The following is a 19,340-nucleotide window of genomic DNA, read 5'->3' as shown; positions in this document are numbered from 1 at the left end:
ACTTGCTCACAAGTCGGGCCTTCTTTATATGGCAATTCGAAGTCTAGTCAATCTCCATTCTCTTGACGACGGTCTAAACCTTAAAGGCTTGCGCTTTAGCTTGATAATCATGTGTCACTCGAGCAATGTCATCACTCTTACCTGCTAGGTCACTCATTAAGTGAGACAAGGACTCAATGGCTTGGAAGTTTTCACGAATTTTGGCATTAATAGACAGAATCACTTGCTCTTGCGCAATGATTTCATCCGCAATGTCCTTGCTTGAAGAAGACACTTCACCGGCATTTTTCGAGCGCAACATCAACCCCTCAGACATGGTCAAAGCGTGCTCCACATTCACACTGGTTCTGGCTTTACCCGCTTCCATAGAGGAAACCGTCTGGCTGACACTGTAATTTAGACGATTTAATACCGCTTCAATTTGATCTGTCGAATCGCTTGAGCGTTGTGCCAAGGTTCTAACTTCATCGGCCACAACGGCAAAGCCTCGTCCAGATTCCCCAGCCCTAGCGGCTTCGATTGCGGCATTCAATGCCAACAAGTTAGTTTGTTCGGAAATACTTCGAATCGACTCCAGTAATTGAGTGATGGCTCCTACATCTTCCGTTAGAGCTTGCAGATGATTAGCAACTTGGCTGATGTCTTGCTCTAACAACTCAGTGTCTTTCATGATAGTGAGTGCTTTTTCACTGTCTTGTACTGTTTCATTCTCCAACGCACCCACAATGTCAGCAGAAGCACGACTGCTTTCCGCAACATCCTGCATGCTTATTGCCACACTTTCCGTTGACTCTGCAGAATATTGCGAGCGTTGCTTACTTTCATGGGTACTGGTATTCGCTTCATCGGCAGTATCATGAATCGACTTACTGGTACTAACCAAGACTTCTGCGATACGCTGATATTCCACAAACAAACCGGACAAACGATCCAGTAAAGCGTTCAGTGAATGTTCTGCACTGGAAGAAGGCCCAACCACACGAACAGTCAAATCACTAGTCGCTGAAATGGTTTCAATGGCATCGGCGATTTTGTAGTTAGCAGAACTCTCTTTGCTCATCAAATACGCCATGTAAATCAATACACCAGCTTCAGCACCGGCAAACAAGCAATGCACTAACATCAACCACATACTATGATGACCAGCAAACACAGTGATTGGCATATCACCTAACATCACACCGTTCATTTGCACAAACATGAAGCCAATATGGTAAACCGCAGTGGTTAACAAAGCGGCAACAATTGGCTGCCATTTTTGATAAATCAAAAAGATCGCCATGGTGGCAAAAATATGGAAATGCATTTCAACCAAACCCAACTGACTTTGGATCAGCAAGGATGACACGCACATCATGAGCACGGCTGAAAGGATTGAAAAGATCAACTGCCCCTTGAATAGGCTGTAGATTATTTGCGTAGCAAACAACACAAACACGGCGGACGCTAAACTAAAGCCAAGCAGTTGTTGCCCCACCATGCCGCTGATAGCGAGGACGGGGACTTGAACTAACAAGCCACAATAAATAAAAAAATCGTTTTTCAACACTCGATTATGAGTCATTACCATCACCACAACAGCCAGATTAAAAGATATAACTCAATGAATTATATACAAGATTCCTCGATCACGTAATAAATTTCGAAGCTTCCGTATTGAGATACGCTGACGTCGTTACGTAACAAAACACATAAAAATTTCAGTCTGTGCACGAGGTTTCCATGAGCATGAAAAACTTAAACTGTGAATAGGAAACTTTCTACTGAATGGTACAAGCCGTTGTCATTGAATCAATTCTCTTTTCAAAAAAATTTGTTTCCTATTGAAGGCAAGACTAAAACAAAAATGCTTTGATTCGATTTAGATTACTCTTCATAATTTTCTTTTATCTTAAAAAAATAGGGCACATCATAAAATACTAAAAAAACTCAACGATAAGACTTGACACAAAAGCATTTCATAAAAAAGGGTTAATCAAATAGATATTAAAATTTATAAAGCAACATATCCCCTAATAACTTTTTCTGCCATTATTTGAGAAGAATAAATTACTAAAAAGCAGTTTATTTCAATCCTATTTAAGGCTTTTTACGCTTTAGAATATCTATATTTTCATCTGAGATATAAGCGATATTTTGCCCTGAAAGTATGAAAAATAATTTTGCCGTTTCTTCTAATTCTTCAGCGTTATCTACAGCATCCAATAAGTCTTTTCCTGAAACAATTGGCCCATGATTAGCTAATAAAAAAGCACTATTATTCTTCGCCAACTCACCAACACTAACAGCAATCTGTTTGTCTCCTGGATTATAATAAGGAATTAAAGGAAGCTGGCCTACTCGCATGACATAGTATGGAGTAAAAGCTCGCATCACGTTCTCCGAGTCCAAGCCTTTTAAACAAGACAAAGCGGTTAAGTAAGTGGAATGTAGATGAACCACAGCATTGCAGTCAGGACGATTACGGTATAACTCTAAATGAAAAGCGACTTCTTTGGACGGTCTATTACCGGCTAAATGCTCTCCACTCATAGAGACTACAGAAAGGTTATCTGGCTCTAAACGCCCAAAAGAAGCACCTGTTGGCGTAGTAAGGAGTCTATTGTCATCAATTTTAACCGATAAATTGCCTGCGCCCCCCGTAGCATACCCTCTATCAAACATGGATTTTGCCAAGGCAACAACCTGTATTCTTTGTTCTTGTTCTGTCATGTTATTTCGCCTTTCACTCAAGCTAAACTTAAAATTTTTACAACACCTTACGATGCTAACGGTTAGACATTAAGGGATTCTTTATCATACAAATACAATGATGCGGTTTATTCCCTTGGATATTTACTGCATCATTTCTAAGGCTTTTTCAAAGAAAAACTCATCGCCAAAATTTCCAGACTTTAGAGCGATCAATTTTGGAACATCACCCACCATTTCAGTAAGAGGCACGCCCGGAGCAATACTGCCCCCTATTTTTAAGACACTTGGATTAAGTGCTTTAACCACGGCACCAGAAGTTTCGCCACCAGCCACAATAAATTTCTTCACCCCTCTTTGAGAAAGCGCGGCAACCAATTCCGCCATAAAGTTTTCCACTAATTCACTCGCTTCTTCAACGCTCAATAGCTCTTGGGCACGGCGAATATTGTCAGGGGTATCTGTTGCGTAAAACATAAGCGCACCAGCATTACGATTTTTCTCAAACCAAGCCAGAGCGTTTGCTAATGAATTCTGACCAGATTTGAGCTCAAGCGGGGATATTTTCATGGATAAAAAGCTTTCTTTAAATCGCGCAACTTGTTTTTGTGTCATCTCCGAACAGCTGCCCGATAAAACTACGGCTTCGCCTTTTACTTTACTCAGTTCTGCAGAATTGTTTCGGATTTCAAACAAACCTTTATCAACATAGTTTTTAGCAAGACCAACTGATAACCCTGAACCACCAGTTAATAATTTAAGATCCGCACAGGCTTCGCCAATTGTGTGTAGATCCTCATTGGATATAGTGTCAACCACCGCGTAACGATGTTTTTTAGCCAATTCCAAGAAGGCTTTTTTCACATTTTTGGCCCCTTTTGAAATAATCTCAAAAGGCACTAAACCAACAGGACCAGATGACTGAGATGCCATGACACGAAGTAAATTGGCGTCTTTCATAGGGGTTAAAGGGTGATTGCGCATACCACTTTCGCTGAGTAATTCATTGTTAACAAACAAATTTCCTTTGTACACAGTACGGCCATTCACAGGTAATGAAGGACAAAGCACCGTGAAGTCTTCTTGCAAATTATCCAGCAAAGCGTCCGTCACAGGACCTATATTACCTTTATCGGTGGAGTCAAACGTCGAGCAATATTTAAAATAATACTGTTCACAATTAAGTGCTTTTAACCATTCAAGCGCTTCAATAGATTGCGTAACCGCTTGTTGAGATGGAAGTGTTCGTGATTTCAGCGCAATGACTATGGCATCCACATTTGACAAATCAACAGGTTCTGTTGGGACACCGATCAATTGAACGGTTCTCATGCCGGATTGCACTAAAAAGCTTGCTAAATCTGTCGCACCAGTAAAGTCGTCTGCAATGCAACCTAATAAAACGCTCACAATAAACTCCTTATTTATAGACAGTCCTAACAAAAGTAGGAAAATCTAACTTAATTTATTTTATTCCATGCTTGCACATCTTTTTTAACAACCATGCTGGCCGTTTTATCACTAAAATCACTAAAGTGATCTGAGGCTAAGTGCGCATCAAAACTGGCTTTTGTGCTGTAAATTTCATATAGGAAAAAAGGCACCGTTGTTCCGTTTCCTTCTCCTACTGCGACATCAAAAAGATGACACTCACTTTCTTTTGTTAATGAATCCACTGCTTGCTTATTTACCAATGTTGAAAATTCTTCCATATTTTCTTGATAAACAATAAACACCACCGTAATTACATACATCGAAAACCTCAGCCATGAAATAATAAAAAACCATCGCGAAAGGGGTTGAAAGTGAGACAACCCCACACCTTTTTGTTCTATATAAATGTGTATCAAATATACTGTTGCCCTCACTATTTTTTGAATAATGAGATCAGCGATTTTTTACAACTTTGATAAAACGGCATTTTTGTCATAACAATTAAAACGATCACAGAGATCAACGCGATGGAAATAGGACGTTCAATGAATGGCATTAAGCTACCTTCCGACACCATCAATGCTCGACGTAAGTTCTCATCTGCCATTGGTCCTAAAATTACACCGATAACCAGCGGAGAAATGGGGTATTTCATTTCGTCTAAGAAGTAGGCAAATACACCAACAATGACCATGAGGTATAAATTAAAGATATTTAGACCCAACGCGTAAGAACCCAAAATACACATCAAAGTCACGACAGGAAGGAAAATAGACGCAGGAATTTGTAAAACCTTAACCACTTGTTTTGCCAAGAACATGCCGTTTAACCACATGGCGACGGAACACAAAATAAGAATGGCGGTAACTTCTATTAAGAAATCAGGGCTTTCTATAACAATCATAGGGCCCGGTGTAATGCCATGAAGCATCAAAGCCCCTAATAGCATTGCCGCTGGAGGGCTACCAGGAATCCCCAATGTTAATAAAGGTATTAATGCGCCACCAATACAAGCATTGTTAGCCGTTTCAGACGCGATAATGCCTTGAGGCTCACCGGTACCAAAGGTTTCAGGATGCTTAGAAGTATTCTTCGCGGCCCCATAAGAAACCCAACCAGCAATGTCTTCACCAATGCCAGGGACTGCACCAATCCCAATACCGATCATTGAAGAACGAGTGATATTCGTGCGGTTTTTAAACAACGTTTTCCATTCCGGTAAAATACGCCCAAACTGTTTCATTACCCCTAGGCTTTCTTTGTTACGTAACGCTTTAATGACCTGAGGAATACCAAATGCACCAATCAAAACAGGCACGACTTCTAAACCTTGATCAAGGTCTGGCATATCGAATGTAAAGCGAGGGAAGAACTGTAATGGATCACGACCAATTGTCGACAAGCCAAGTCCGATTAAACCTGCAATCCAGCCTTTAATCACTAAATCAGAGCTTGTTAATGTGCCACTAATTATGATGCCAAATAGAGCCAACAAGAAGAATTCAAAAGAGGTAAATTGCAACGCCATTTTTGCCACCATTGGAGCTGCAACAACCAGAACCAAAATACCCAAGAAAGTGCCGATTAATGATGCCGTTGTGGTCAAACCCAAGGCACGACCACCCTCACCTTTTTGAGCCAAAGGAAAGCCATCTAATGCCGTCGCCGCCGCCGCAGCGGTACCAGGAATATTGATTAAAATCGAAGGGTACGATCCGCCATAAATGGCACCGACATATAAGCCCAGTAACGCAATTAGCGCGGTACTAACGTCCATTCCATAGGTCAAGGTTGTTAATAGCGCCACACCCAACGTCGCCGTCAGTCCGGGTAATGCGCCAAAAATAATGCCACAGAACGACGCCCCCATCAGAATCAGTAAATTTGTTGGCGATGATAAAAGAGTCAGTAACGTGTTACCAAAAACACCAAAAGAAGCCATAATTTCCATTACATATCTCTCCACACATCACGGACAACATATTTGAGATCGACCATGGGATTAATGACGATACCTTCCGTTGGTAGAGGAACAAGCATGCCTAATCGGAACATAGGACATACAATAACCGTCACTATGAGTGCCGTTTTCCAACTGATTCGCCATACTTTCATTTGCTTTGACTGTTTAGCCCATTTGAATAAAGTAACCACCATGACACCAATAAACAGCAATGCAGCCCAATCAAACAGAGATCGAGTTTCGTCCGTCAATTCCGTGCTAAACGTCACGGTCGCAAGCAGTACGCATACTACTGACCAAATCATAAAAATACGTTTTTGAAACATCGCATTGTCTGAATAAAATGCAAAAATAAAAACGAAGAGGAAGATAAATGAAGACAGCGCAAAATCCACTAATGGAACAAAACCATAAACTTGCCCTGCAATTAAGGACACTAATACAAAAAAACGCCACCAGCTTGCCGTACTTTCTTTGGCTGTCGCTGTAAGTGCATTCTTTTTAATAAAAATGATGCTCTTGATCAGCATCACAAGACCACATAAAAAAAGAACTGAAAAAATAATAATAGGAAACAGTGCGGGAGACACGTACCAAACGTTCTGTACTCCAGCATAATTACCCGTCAATGGAAAGTTCAGGCTTTCTATCATCGCAAAAGCAGAAATCCCCATTAATACTAATGCCGTTTTCATATCCGAACGACGTAAAGCCATTAACTGTTCAGGCTGCATACAACCACCTCTACACGTCCAAAACAGGACTATTGAACACGAAGAAAAGAGGAATGCTGGCGCATTCCTCTTTTATTTAGACAGTACTAATTTAGTTCAGAGACTTTAGAAATGCCTAGTTTAGAAGGGATAACCTTCGCAGCACCAAGGTCGTGTAGCGTCCATGAGAACAAGGACTCTAAGAAAGCAAATTCTTTGCTTGCTTCTTCACCACTTAGACCTGACAACACGTAGTAATTATCTTCAGCCCATTTATGAATGACTGGGCTTGCCATAGCCATTTGGAAAGCTTTGGTCAACTTAGCTTTCACGTTATCTGGCGCCTTTTGACTAACCGCTAAACCAATTGCCTGCATGATTGGCAAGTGTTTTTCAAGACTCGGAAAAGCGGTAAACGCAGAAGGAATTGTGCCGTAACCATCCAGTTTTTGATCACTTGCAACCAACATAGCCAGAGGTCTTAATTGGCCACCTTTGATAAGTTGCTGCTGCTCAGCTAGAGAAGTAATAACCAGCTCAACTTCACCTGTCATTGCTGCGGTTTGAGCCGGTGCAGAACCTGGATAAGGAATGTAGTTAAATTCAGCGCCCGTACCATTCATTAGAGCCAATAGGTTCAAATGGTGAATTGAACCTGCACCACCCGCACTGGCTTTAACTGAACGAGGGTTCTTTTTCACATCCGCTATCAACTCTTTCAAAGAGGTATATTTTGAATCCGACGCAACAGAGATTAGGTCTGGTGATCCTCCAACAATGAAAGGGTACCAAACGCTCATTTTCTGATTCCACCCACCTTGCACGGCAGAACCCACAACCGATTCAGACAGACCAACTAGCGTGTAACCGTCTGCTCTTTTCTTATTTACATAGCTCATGCCTAACGAACCAGCAACACCACCAGGTCGGTTAGTTACATTGATATTTACATCTAAAGACTTGGCCATTTCAGCAGAAATCATACGGTTAACAACATCCGTACCACCACCAGCGGACCATACAACGACGTTTGTTATATCACGCTCTGGGTAACGGTCAGCCGCTAACGAGCTGCTGGCTAACGTTGTTGCCATAATGCCAGCCGCTAATGTTGTAATGAGTTTTTGCATGTTCATCTCCAATTGATTTTTATTGTTATCGTTAGATAGAAACATCCCCCCTAACTCTCTTAAGGTCGGATTGAAATTAATTTATACATTAATAAATTTATTTTGCAATATTTTTTCAAACTCGTTATTGTTATTCAATCTTCAACACCAAATTAAAATAAGAAATGAGGGTTAGTAATGCACACTTTAGATGACATCGTTTTTTTTGGGGAAAAGCTAAAACGCCCTGAATGTGTACTAACAAATTCAGCCAATAGAATATTTACTTCTAACTGGGACGGTGGTGTTAGTATCATAGAGCCAGATGGTCACCAATGGTCCCTGTTAGCAAAAAACAGCGATTTTGAACTAAAACCTAATGGTATTTGCCTACTAGAAAATGGCGACTTTTTAATCGCTCATCTTGGTAATGAAGCAGGCGGGGTATACCGCTTAAAACAAAACGGTGAACTTACTCCTTTTTTATTAGAGATTGATGATCAACCACTCCCCCCAACTAACTACGTTCATCTAGACTTTCAAGGCAGAATTTGGATAACGGTAAGCACTCGTACCAAACCAAGGGCGGATGCCTACCGATCAGATGTTAACGATGGTTTTGTCATACTCTATGACAAAGGACAAGCTCGCATCGTTGCGGATGAATTGGGCTACACAAACGAGTGCATTGCATCACCAGATGGCCGATTCTTATACGTTAACGAAACCTTTTCCCGTCGCCTGTCACGCTTCGATATTGATGAAGACGGAAATCTCACAAACAAAACGGTGATTGCCACATTTGGCGCTGGGGTTTTCCCTGACGGTTTAGTATTAGATGATGAACACAATTTTTGGATTACCAGTATTGTCAGCAACCAAGTTATTCGCGTATCCAAAGACGGCAAAACTCAAGCAACCATGTTGATCGACGTAGACCAAGCTCATCTCGCTTGGGTAGAAGAAGCATTTAAGAACCACGTTATGGGTCGACCTCATTTAGACAATGTAAACAGTACCCTTTTGCAAAACATCTCCAGCCTAGCCTTTGGTGGAAATGACTTAAATACTCTTTATTTGGGGTGTTTGCTGGGGCATCAAGTAGCATCATTAAAGCAATCTATAAAAGGGTTAGCACCAAGTCACTGGAACTTCAAAGGCCCTAGTAGACCTAACACTAACGCATAAATTTAATCATAGCTAAAAGACTCAACCTACAATAATGAGGTTGAATTCATACTCAAACATCCATGCTATTACAATGAAAAACGCAACTAAAACAGTTAACTAAATTAAGTCGCCGAGGAGAATCAAGTGCAGAAAAAGAAGCTTCGAGTGGTCACTGTCGGAACCGGTTATTTTAGTCAGTTCCACTATGACGCATGGCATCGGATGCAAGATGTGGAAATCGTAGCACTCTACAATCGTAGTAGTACTGGAACGGCTGACACAGCAAACAAGTATTCGATTCCAGCTGTCTATACTAATTTTATTGAAATGCTAGATTCAGAAAAGCCAGACCTTATCGATATTATTACTCCGCCAGAAACGCATACAGAGTTTGTTACAGCTGCAATTGAACGTGGTATCCCTTGTATTTGCCAAAAACCTTTCACCCCTTCTTTTATGCAAGCAGAAGAGTTGACTAAGAAAATTGAAGAAAAAAAAGCCTTGGTTGTAATACATGAAAACTTTCGCTTTCAACCCTGGTACCAAGAAATAAAAAAAATGTTACTCGCGGAAAAATTTGGCCAACTATACCAAGTAACATTTATGATGCGACCGGGAGATGGGCAAGGCAAAGAAGCATATCTAGAAAGACAGCCCTACTTCCAACAAATGGAACGTTTTTTAGTTCATGAGACAGCCATTCACTGGGTTGATGTATTTCGCTACCTCTTAGGCGAAGTAAAAAGCATTTACGCGGACCTATTGAAGCGCAATCCGGTAATTAAAGGGGAAGATTCTGGGATTATTTTGTTTGAATTTGAAGACCAAGTTCGAGCAACATTTGACGGCAATCGTTTAGCTGATCACGCAGCAGAAAGTACGCGCGTAACAATGGGTGAAATGCTTATCGAAGGGAGCAAAGCTTGCTTAAAACTAGAGGGCAGTGGCAAAATAAGCACACGCCAAAAAGGTGATAGCCATTGGACACCTCATGCCTATGCTTTCACAACCAATAATTTTGGTGGCGATTGTGTCTATACTCTTCAAAGGCATGTGGCGGATCATTTACTATATGACTCAGACCTTCAAAATTGCGCACAAGAATACATCCAAAACATAAGAATAGAAGAATGTATCTATCGTTCAGCACAATTAAAACAGAAATTAAATTTATTTTAGAGCATATTACTTAAGAATCGAGCAGTATTAATGTCCATAAAAAAACCAAGAAATAAAGAGTCGTTATCAGACAAAGCTTATAGACAATTAAAAGCTAAAATTCTTGATAATGAGCTTCATGCCGGTCAACAGATGATTGAAGCTGAAGTCTCTGAGCTATTAAAAATGAGCCGAACGCCAACACGTGAAGCTATGTTAAGAATAGCGAATGAAGGGCTAATAGAATTAAAGCCAAGACATGGTATGCGCATCAAGCCCATATCGGTCACTGACATGCAAGAAATATACGAAATACTGACCGGAATTGAAGCCACGGCTGCCGCGCTATGCGCTAAAAAAGGACTAACAGAAAATCAATTAACCTTGATGCGTGATGCAGTAGAAGAAATGGATCAAGCTTTACTAGAAGATGACCTGAAACGCTGGGCCAGCTCGGATGAGCGTTTTCACCGTTATCTAGTTGAATTTAGTAATAATAAGCGCCTCAATGTTTTAGTTGGTAATTTTATTGAACAGTCTCATCGTGCCAGAATGATGACACTAAAATTTCGCCCTAAGCCGACAAACTCAAACAAAGACCATTTGGATCTTATATTAGCAATTGAGGCCCGTGATGCAGAGAAAGCGAGATTGATACATCATAATCACCGCGATGCAAGTGGCAATATGCTTATAGAGCTATTGAAAAAATACGGACTAGATAATATTTAAGACACATTTGACTAAAAAACCTCATTTTTTAGAACAATGAGGTTTTAACTCCTCCTTCCCCCCAGTAAATACTGAGCCAGTTCAAACCATATATTTAGTTAGAAGCCAAAAATAAAACTATAATTCCACATGAAAAAAATAATTCAAATCAAAGTAAATATTAAAAGTGGTATTGTAATGACAGAAAAAACAGTTGTAATTAACACGGCCGTAGAGGCTTGCTGAACAAGCACTTTATGCTCAGCCGCTATAACGCCCAATACAGCGGCACAAGGCATAGCGGCACCCAAAGTTGCAACAATCGTCCATTCACGGTCTACTGAAAACCAACTCATAAATAAGTAAACGATAGATGGCGTAACAATGAGTTTAAGAACGGACATAGAAACCGCTGCAATTGGCTTTTTATTAATGTCTTTACCGTATAGCGCTGTACCAACTATAAACATTGCACAAGGGCCAGCAGCACTGCCTACCCAGTCAAGACTATGAATTAATACACCTGGTAATCTAATCTGAAAAAACGATAGAATCCCCCCTATTAGAATAGACAGTATAAGAGGATTGATAAAAGAACGCTTAAATGCTTGTGTATATGTAATATTATTTAAGCTGTTAGTACTATTAAGTTGTAGCAAGAAGGTTGTCACCGGTAACAAAATAAGCAAATCTAATGTGAGTATTAGTGCAAGAGGGACAGATACCCATTCTCCGATGATCACAGTAAGGACTGGAATAGCAAGAAACCCTACATTTCCATAAACACCACCAAGCCCCAACATTAAGCTGTACTTCATACCTTTCGAAAAACACAAATAACAAATTAATACCGAAACCATCATCACTGTTGTAATGGATAAAAGATATGCAAGCAAAAAACTGGAGTCAACCAGTGCATTATAATCTGTGATTGAAATTTTTCCCAACAGAACGGCAGGTAATGATAAATACAATACAAATCGGGTTAGATATTTCACAAAACCATTAGCAAAACTGAACTTACTTTTAAACAGATATCCGATTAAAACCAAAGAAAAAAAAGGAAGTAATTTTAAAAAAATGTCGATCATAAACACTCCCAGTAAAAAAAACACACCGAAAAATAAAAAAGTTGAAAAAATTCACTCTGAAATAAGTATGTTTTTAATCTTATAAAACATCAGAAATGAAAAATTTCAACCTTAAAAAACTATTTAGATAATTTTTCAGCGATCAACTCACTAATATCATAGAGGCCAGATTGGCCACCTAATTCATATGGAAGCAGACGTCTCGTTTCATAAGCACTCTCAACGGCAAGCTCTAAATTTTTAGCCGCTGTTAGTAATTCAGGTGAGTTTTCTTTATCCGCTAAATATTCCAACATCATAACCCCTGATAAAATCATCGCAGTTGGGTTGGCTTTACCTTGCCCCATAATATCTGGAGCCGAACCATGACATGGTTGAAACACCGCATGAGTATCTCCAATCTCTCCAGAAGGAGCCATCCCCATTCCCCCCATCAAACCAGCGGCAATATCAGATAAGATGTCTCCATATTGATTTTCAGTAGGCATAACATCAAAGACCCAAGGACGACGGACCATATCTAACGCAGCAAAATCAACATATTGATGATTGGCAGTCACATCAGTATGACAACCAGCAACGTCATAAAACCATTGCCTTGCAACATGCTGCGAAGACAACACATTCGCCTTATCAATATGTGTCACTAGATTACGACCTCTACCTTGTTCAGCACGACGTCGAGCCAAATTAAAACTGAAATCATACAATTTTTTACTGGTCGTTTTAGAAATGCGCATCAAATTATGAGCATATTCTTCATCATCCAATTCATGACCTCGTGAAAATGCAAATAGCCCCTCAGTCGATTCTCGAATAATAACAAAATCTAGTGATTTACTACGCTCATCGACAAGTGGTAATGGTAGCCCTGGTAAAGTACGACAAGGACGAACTCCAGCATATAAATTTAATCGTTTACGTAAATCATGCTGTGGCCCTATTTCTGTGCCATCAGGATAACGAATATCAGGATGTCCCATTGCAGATAAAAAAATCGCATCCGCTTTTATTGCTTCTTGAAAATGATCTTCAGGAAAAGATTCTCCCGTATCAGCATAATATTGAGCACCTGCATCTATGTGCTGAAAGTTAATATCTACTCCCTGCTGTCGAGCGGCCTCTTTGACCAATTCTATGGCTGGAGGGGTTACTTCAGTTCCAATTCCATCACCTGGCAATACAGCAACTGTAAATTTTCTCATTGAAATTTCCTTTTATTCTTATATGAATCGTTAGAAAAAATTACGATTTTTAGACTTTAATTTTTAAAGACACAGTAAAGATAAACAAACACAGTGTCAATGTATACATTAAGAAATTTCTTATTGTGGTCTTAATGAGTTTCTTCTACAGTTAGCCAAAATTAAATTTAAATCATTTAAAATCAATACTTTAATAAATTAAAAACAGAATCGACATTAGTCATTTTGTCTAAACCACCGCCACAGAAAGGCTTACGATGAACTTAAAATACTCATAACGGGCCACCCTAGTTTTACTAGACACGCATTAACATTGACATCCAGTTAGACAAGAGGTGTGAAGTTCAAACGTTACCCAGAAGAATTCAGAAGCGAAACGATCAGCTTACTTAAATATGCCCCCTGTCAGATCGGTCCCTTGCAGAGCAGCGGTTGTTAGCGTGAATGCCACCTCGCTAGCAATGGAACCTATGGAAGCCAATGAAGACATCGCGATCTCAGGGATGAGAAAGAAGTTTGTCGTATGTATGGTGTCGCCAAGAGTCAGTGTAATCACAAGGTTAAAAGGCTCAGATTGGCTATTAACATCGTCACTGCCAAAACGGCAAAGTCAGCAAGAGGACGACGACAGATTAAAGGGTCAGTTTCATTACGATGTCGCTAAACGAGAGGAAGTAACATCACCTATGTTAGAAACTATGAAGGTTTTTTGTACGTAGCGGCCGTCATTAAACTATTTTCACGGCACGTTGTTGGCTGATTAATGGACAAAACGATGAATAGGCATCCATGGATCAATATTGTATTGACGGCTATTTGGCAGCAAAAAGTGGGGGATTTAATGTTACAGAGATATTCTACAATCCAATAAAAAACCATTCACATACAAGTGGCGTACCACGGCTAAAATTCGAAGAAACGTTTTTTAGAAGCCTCTACTAATTAGCAAACTCAGATAAATACAGACTGGATTTACCTGAGTTACAAAGTAGACATTAGGAATGAACCACAATCGTTATTTTATGGCAGAATCTTTTTTAACTTCGTTTATAACAGATTAACGCTTGGCCATTCTAAGCCATCATTTTGAGTGGTACGTTAAAAGTATTTTCTGATTTTTAGGTATTTTATTTGCTAAGATCTTCAAGGTTAGCGGTGAATCGTAATAAGAAATCACAAAATACCTTTACCTCTGCTTCATCAAAACCTTTCATAAGAAAGTGGTGCTGATCTAGCGTCGCGGCAAGAAGTTGATCATGCATCTCTCGACCAGAAGAACTTAGAAAAAGACCTCTGCTACGCCCATTAGCATGAAGATCCCCAGAAACAATCAAGCCTCCCTTAGTCAAACGGCTAACACTTCTACTCACTGTGCCTTTGTCGACACCAAAGGTTTTAGACGCTTCAGCCGCCGTTGCTCCTGGTCGAAGAGCCAATAAAAACAGCATTCGCCAATCAACACCACCAAGGCCAAAGAGTTGCTTAAAATAATTAGATGCATCCTCTGTAAACTTACTGGCGGCAAATGACAACAACATAACTGGAGTATGCGAGGGGCTGAGTGTTTTATACGCTTCTTTCGTGTCGTCATCTTCGACATCCACTAAGAAAAAGTCATCAGGTAATAGGGAAAACTCCGTACTCTTCATAAAATCAACTGCAATAGTTTATGTCGTAAATTGATCCACAGCATATGTTAAAAGAGGTAGTAGCTCAAGTCGGTAGATGGGCTTAAGCACAGGGGATTTCTATCAATACGGCAAACTGTTTGCTGATGCATAACCTTCTAAAAATCCGTCAAAGTCATCGTTATTTAACCCTCTTATCGACAAACCTTCAGACAAGCTGTTCAATTTTTTTACTAATTAACCTATTGAAATACTTAATAAATTAAATTTATAAATAAAAAACAATGTTGCATTTGCAACAAATTAGTTGCACGTGCAACATTACTTGTTTATCTTTTAGTCAGTTGTATGCGGATTTCGCTCTTTAGTTGGACAAAATAGTGTCTCGATAAATGACTGCGAACAGTGCATCTAACAACACAATAAAAATAAAAATACATTCTGGAGAAATCTATGCTCGATTTAGGCATGACAATCGGTGGACGACAGGTTGCTGGGCAAACGACCTTTGCCATTTTTAATCCCGCTACAGGAGAAGCCATTGGTTCAGTTGCAAACGCATCAATTGATGAATTAGACCGTGCTGTTTCGGCAGCGAAACTCGCCTACCCTGCATGGTCAGCATTATCCGATGCTGATCGCAAAGCCGCCATTGACAAACTTGCTATTCAATTAGAAACCCACCAACAAAAACTCGCGCAATTAATTACTCAAGAACAAGGCAAACCTTTAGCTGGCCCTGGCTCCAACTTTGAAGCCGGTGCCGCGGTCGCATGGACTCGCTATACAGCCAGCCTGGATATGCCCGTTAAAGTTCTACAAGATACGAATGAAGGCCGTGTCGAATTGCATCGTAAATCTCTGGGCGTGGTTGGCTCCATTACCCCATGGAACTGGCCCTTGATGATAGCCATCTGGCACATCATGCCAGCATTGCGTGCAGGTAATACTGTTGTTATCAAACCCTCCCCTTTCACACCTCTGTCTACCCTGTTAGCCGTACAGGTTATGAATGAGGTTTTACCTGCCGGCGTGCTTAACATCGTCACATCTGACGATCAGGAAGCCAACATTGGCGCCGCTATGGCGCAACACCCAGACATCCGCAAAATTGTCTTCACTGGCTCCACACCAACGGGGGAAAAAATCATGCAAGGTGCTTCAACCACAATGAAGCGCTTGACATTGGAACTAGGTGGTAATGATGCCGGAATCGTTTTACCTGATGTCGATCCGACAGCCATCGCTGAGGGGTTGTTTTGGGGGGCTTTTATCAACTCAGGACAGACATGTGCCTGCATGAAGCGGTTGTATGTTCATGACAGTGTGCACGATGCCGTATGCGAAGCACTGCTAAATCTCGCCAAAACCATACCAATGGGCAATGGCATGGACGATGGCATCTTATTAGGACCACTAACCACAATAAACCAGTATGCAAAAGTGTCTGATTTGGTTGCTCAGGGAGCGGCGTCCGGCAAAGTATTACTCGGCGGGGAGCCAGGTAAAGGACAGTTCTTTAACACCACCATCATTACTGAATTAGACAACCGTAATTCCCTAGTCGCTGAAGAACAGTTTGGCCCAGTTCTGCCTATCATTCGCTACTCAGATACAGACGAAGCTCTTGCTCTGGCCAACGAATTTGATGTTGGCCTTGGCGGCTCAATTTGGTCCTCGGATACTCAAGCAGCGAAATCCTTGGCCATGCGAATGGAATGCGGATCAGTGTGGGTAAATAACCACGGGGCCATTCAACCCAATGCGCCATTTGGTGGCATGAAAAAATCAGGCATTGGTGTCGAATTCGGGGAAGAAGGCCTGTTCGAAAATACCGATATGCAAGTCATCTTTGCATAAGACTCTGACAATTTTTATGTCAGTTGCAGCGCCTTATTAGCAGGCATAAGAAAAAAAGTAATTAAACATCAAATAAAAATAAAACGTGGGATTACAGAATTATGAATATAAAAACAAAAATCAATTTAACCTTCGGATTCAGCACTGTTCTTATGAGCGCCATGTATACAGGAAGTGTCTCGGCCCGCGAACCTAGTGTGTTACCTACCATTCCAGATGGTGCTTCTATTGGTGTTCCAATCGCCGCACCAACGCCAGTCGACGGCCTTTTCTTCAGTAGCCGATCAGGGGTAGCATCTCAGCATTTTTACGATGCCAATGGCGACAAAACCGCCACCACAATAGACCTAAAAGACACTGTTTTTCAGTTTGCGCTGACCCCAGGCAATAAAGTGTTAGGCGGTCAATATAGAGCCTTTTTATCCATTCCCTTTATCGATATCGAAAGTAAAAATATCACAACGCCTATGGGGTTAGCGAACGCGTCAAACTCAGGACTCGGTAGCATAGAAATCCGCCCAATAGACATTTCTTGGGAGGTATCACCTGATATTTATATGAACGCTGGGTTTAGCGCTTATAGCCCAGGAGATTGGAGTGCCACAGAGTTAGTCAATGCTGGGCAAAATTTTTGGTCTTTCTCACCCAGCATTGGCATCAGCTATCTACGCAATGGCTGGAATGCCTCGGCACACCTAATGTATTTCGCTAATGAAGCAAACGAAGATAATGATTATAAATCAGGTGACGAAACACACCTGAATCTAACGGCAATGAAAGACATTGGAGAAGACCTAAGTGTCGGTTTAGTGGGGTTCTTACGCAAGCAGGTTGAAGACGATGAAAACCCTAACAGCGCTTATGGCGGGTTCACCAATGAGAGAGTCGAATCCTCTGGTGCGGGTCTTTCCATCACCAAACAGCTTGGTCCGATCAACCTGAATGCCATGTACACCAAAAGCCTGGAGACAAAAAACTCTGGTGGCGGAGAGCGTATTTGGCTTAATGCCATTATCCCTCTCACCGTATTTGATAGGTAAAAACATACCGCCCTGTCAAAACACACAAAATCTTGTGACGGGGCTTCGTTTCAACCATACAAATTTAACCCTTATTGTGCTGAATCCGCACTATTATGAGAGGCCCATTATGCTAGATCGACCTTATAAACCGTCAGAGTTTCAAAATCTTATCAACGGTGAAGGTGTCTTAGGAGACAGCTCTGAATTATCAGTTATAAACCCGGCCACAGAAACAGCGGTCGTGACAATATTAAGTGCTTCTGCCAAGCAAGTCGATAACGCCGTATTAGCCGCCAAAGCCGCATTTCCAACTTGGAGCGCACTTCAACAGAATGAGCGTAAAGCCGTGTTGGCAAAGATCGCAGAGATCACCAAAGCCAATATGAATGAACTGGCTAACCTACACGCCAGTGAAACGGGAAAGCCGATGGCAGATTCCCTGTTCGAAATTGGCGCTACGGCGGGTTTTTTCGAGTTTCATGCTCATGTACCGACTGATGCTCTCGATCCTACCGATATTCCTAATAGTGATGCGAAAGCCTATCGATTGCCTTTGGGCGTGGTGGCCGCGATCGTGCCTTGGAATTTCCCTATGGCCTTGATGGCGTTCAAAGTTCCCGGCGCTCTCTTGGCTGGCAACACAGTGGTCATAAAACCAGCGCCAACCACACCACTCACCACCCTTTTATGGGCTTCATTAATCAATGAAGCATTACCGAAAGGCGTTATCAATGTAATCGCGGATTCTGGCGATCTTGGGCCCATGTTAAGCGCCCACAAAGACGTTCGTAAGATTTCTTTTACAGGCTCAACAGCGACGGGCAAACACATTATGAAATCCGCTGCCGATGACCTGAAACGCATCACTCTAGAACTAGGCGGGAACGATCCGGCTATTGTTTTAGCGAATGCCGACCTGGATGACATATCAGCCCCTCTGTTTGAAGCTGGCTTTATGAACAATGGTCAAACCTGTTCTGCAGTGAAACGCGTTTATGTTCACCAGAGTAAGCACGATGCTTTAGTAAGAAAGCTGTCTGAAATGGCTGATGCCGCGAAGATTGGTTCTCCATTAGAAGACGGCGTCAAGTTTGGCCCGATTCAAAACCAGCGCCAGTTTGACGTTGTCACAGAGCTGCTAGAGGATGCGGTCAAACAGGGTGCCGTCGTCGAAGCCGGTGGCTATTGCCCTGAAGGCGCAGGTTACTATTTACGCCCTACTGTCCTTTCTGGTGTCAAAGACGGACACAGTATTGTCGATGAAGAGCAATTCGGCCCTGTCCTTCCCATTATTTCATATGACGACATCAACGAAGTTATCAGCACCATTAACTCGTCATCCTTTGGCTTGGGCGCCTCTGTCTGGGGGAGTGACAAGGACGATATCAATGTCGTCGTCAAGCAGATAGAAACCGGCAGCGTTTGGATTAACAAACACTTCCCCGTCGCCCCGAACATACCATTTGGTGGCGCGCGTCAGTCCGGTGTGGGTTCAGAGCTCGGCACCCAAGGCTTATTGGAATTTACGCAGTTAAAAATAGTGTCTTAAGTCATTAGGCAGACGTTCATCTTCTGCCTAACCAAT

The 19,340-nt window shown here is 41.4% G+C and carries 16 protein-coding genes; 6 read left to right on the top strand and 10 right to left on the bottom strand.

Annotated elements, in window-relative coordinates:
• Positions 1-73: 73 nt before the first annotated feature.
• The 7 genes from OA79_RS07860 to OA79_RS07830 form a co-directional block, all read right to left on the bottom strand.
• Positions 74-1,564, bottom strand: coding sequence for a methyl-accepting chemotaxis protein (locus tag OA79_RS07860; protein WP_197465373.1), 1,491 nt, complete (start codon positions 1,562-1,564; stop codon positions 74-76).
• A 515-nt stretch (positions 1,565-2,079) separates the two neighbouring features.
• Complete coding sequence (gene otnC / locus OA79_RS07855; RefSeq protein WP_063332674.1) at positions 2,080-2,712, bottom strand: 3-oxo-tetronate 4-phosphate decarboxylase; 633 nt, start codon at positions 2,710-2,712, stop codon at positions 2,080-2,082.
• 123 nt (positions 2,713-2,835) lie between these two features.
• Complete coding sequence (otnK, locus tag OA79_RS07850) at positions 2,836-4,101, bottom strand: 3-oxo-tetronate kinase (RefSeq protein ID WP_063332673.1); 1,266 nt, start codon at positions 4,099-4,101, stop codon at positions 2,836-2,838.
• Between the two features lie 50 nt (positions 4,102-4,151).
• On the bottom strand, positions 4,152-4,445 hold the full coding sequence (locus OA79_RS07845) for a putative quinol monooxygenase (protein WP_063332672.1): 294 nt from the start codon (positions 4,443-4,445) through the stop codon (positions 4,152-4,154).
• A gap of 113 nt (positions 4,446-4,558) precedes the next feature.
• Positions 4,559-6,076, bottom strand: a complete 1,518-nt coding sequence (locus OA79_RS07840) for a tripartite tricarboxylate transporter permease (protein ID WP_197465372.1) — start codon at positions 6,074-6,076, stop codon at positions 4,559-4,561.
• Positions 6,076-6,822: a tripartite tricarboxylate transporter TctB family protein gene (locus OA79_RS07835; protein ID WP_063332671.1), complete on the bottom strand. Its 747-nt coding sequence runs from the start codon at positions 6,820-6,822 to the stop codon at positions 6,076-6,078. The genes OA79_RS07840 and OA79_RS07835 overlap by 1 nt, the downstream gene beginning before the upstream one ends.
• 86 nt (positions 6,823-6,908) lie before the next feature.
• Positions 6,909-7,931 carry a tripartite tricarboxylate transporter substrate binding protein gene (locus OA79_RS07830; protein WP_063332781.1) on the bottom strand — a complete coding sequence of 341 codons (1,023 nt, stop codon included), beginning with the start codon at positions 7,929-7,931 and terminating at the stop codon, positions 6,909-6,911.
• Between the two features lie 177 nt (positions 7,932-8,108).
• On the opposite strand from OA79_RS07830, the gene OA79_RS07825 reads away from it, so the two are divergent.
• The 3 genes from OA79_RS07825 to OA79_RS07815 all read left to right on the top strand — a co-directional run bounded on the left by OA79_RS07825 (position 8,109) and on the right by OA79_RS07815 (position 10,970).
• Positions 8,109-9,098, top strand: a complete 990-nt coding sequence (locus tag OA79_RS07825; protein WP_063332670.1) for an SMP-30/gluconolactonase/LRE family protein — start codon at positions 8,109-8,111, stop codon at positions 9,096-9,098.
• A 126-nt stretch (positions 9,099-9,224) separates the two neighbouring features.
• Positions 9,225-10,259 carry a Gfo/Idh/MocA family protein gene (locus OA79_RS07820; RefSeq protein ID WP_063332669.1) on the top strand — a complete coding sequence of 345 codons (1,035 nt, stop codon included), beginning with the start codon at positions 9,225-9,227 and terminating at the stop codon, positions 10,257-10,259.
• 30 nt (positions 10,260-10,289) lie between these two features.
• The gene (locus OA79_RS07815; RefSeq protein WP_063332668.1) at positions 10,290-10,970 is read left to right on the top strand and encodes a GntR family transcriptional regulator; all 681 of its coding nucleotides are present in this window, start codon (positions 10,290-10,292) and stop codon (positions 10,968-10,970) included.
• 143 nt (positions 10,971-11,113) lie between these two features.
• Here OA79_RS07815 and OA79_RS07810 read toward each other — a convergent pair whose 3' ends face one another.
• The 3 genes from OA79_RS07810 to OA79_RS07795 all read right to left on the bottom strand — a co-directional run bounded on the left by OA79_RS07810 (position 11,114) and on the right by OA79_RS07795 (position 14,894).
• Positions 11,114-12,040: an AEC family transporter gene (locus tag OA79_RS07810; RefSeq protein WP_063332667.1), complete on the bottom strand. Its 927-nt coding sequence runs from the start codon at positions 12,038-12,040 to the stop codon at positions 11,114-11,116.
• Between the two features lie 119 nt (positions 12,041-12,159).
• The gene (locus OA79_RS07805; RefSeq protein WP_063332666.1) at positions 12,160-13,245 is read right to left on the bottom strand and encodes an isocitrate/isopropylmalate dehydrogenase family protein; all 1,086 of its coding nucleotides are present in this window, start codon (positions 13,243-13,245) and stop codon (positions 12,160-12,162) included.
• A gap of 1,127 nt (positions 13,246-14,372) precedes the next feature.
• Positions 14,373-14,894 carry a MarR family winged helix-turn-helix transcriptional regulator gene (locus tag OA79_RS07795; RefSeq protein ID WP_063332664.1) on the bottom strand — a complete coding sequence of 174 codons (522 nt, stop codon included), beginning with the start codon at positions 14,892-14,894 and terminating at the stop codon, positions 14,373-14,375.
• 432 nt (positions 14,895-15,326) lie between these two features.
• On the opposite strand from OA79_RS07795, the gene OA79_RS07790 reads away from it, so the two are divergent.
• The 3 genes from OA79_RS07790 (at position 15,327) to OA79_RS07780 (ending at position 19,304) form a co-directional block, all read left to right on the top strand.
• Positions 15,327-16,733 carry an aldehyde dehydrogenase family protein gene (locus tag OA79_RS07790; RefSeq protein WP_063332663.1) on the top strand — a complete coding sequence of 469 codons (1,407 nt, stop codon included), beginning with the start codon at positions 15,327-15,329 and terminating at the stop codon, positions 16,731-16,733.
• Between the two features lie 101 nt (positions 16,734-16,834).
• Entirely contained in the window at positions 16,835-17,773 is a 939-nt protein-coding gene (locus OA79_RS07785) for a SphA family protein (RefSeq protein WP_082825416.1), read from the top strand.
• A 109-nt stretch (positions 17,774-17,882) separates the two neighbouring features.
• On the top strand, positions 17,883-19,304 hold the full coding sequence (locus tag OA79_RS07780; RefSeq protein ID WP_063332661.1) for an aldehyde dehydrogenase family protein: 1,422 nt from the start codon (positions 17,883-17,885) through the stop codon (positions 19,302-19,304).
• Positions 19,305-19,340: the final 36 nt, after the last annotated feature.

It is taken from the genome of Marinomonas sp. TW1, from assembly GCF_001625355.1.
Lineage (GTDB): Bacteria > Pseudomonadota > Gammaproteobacteria > Pseudomonadales > Marinomonadaceae > Marinomonas.
This window is presented reverse-complemented; position numbering and strand designations above follow the sequence as displayed.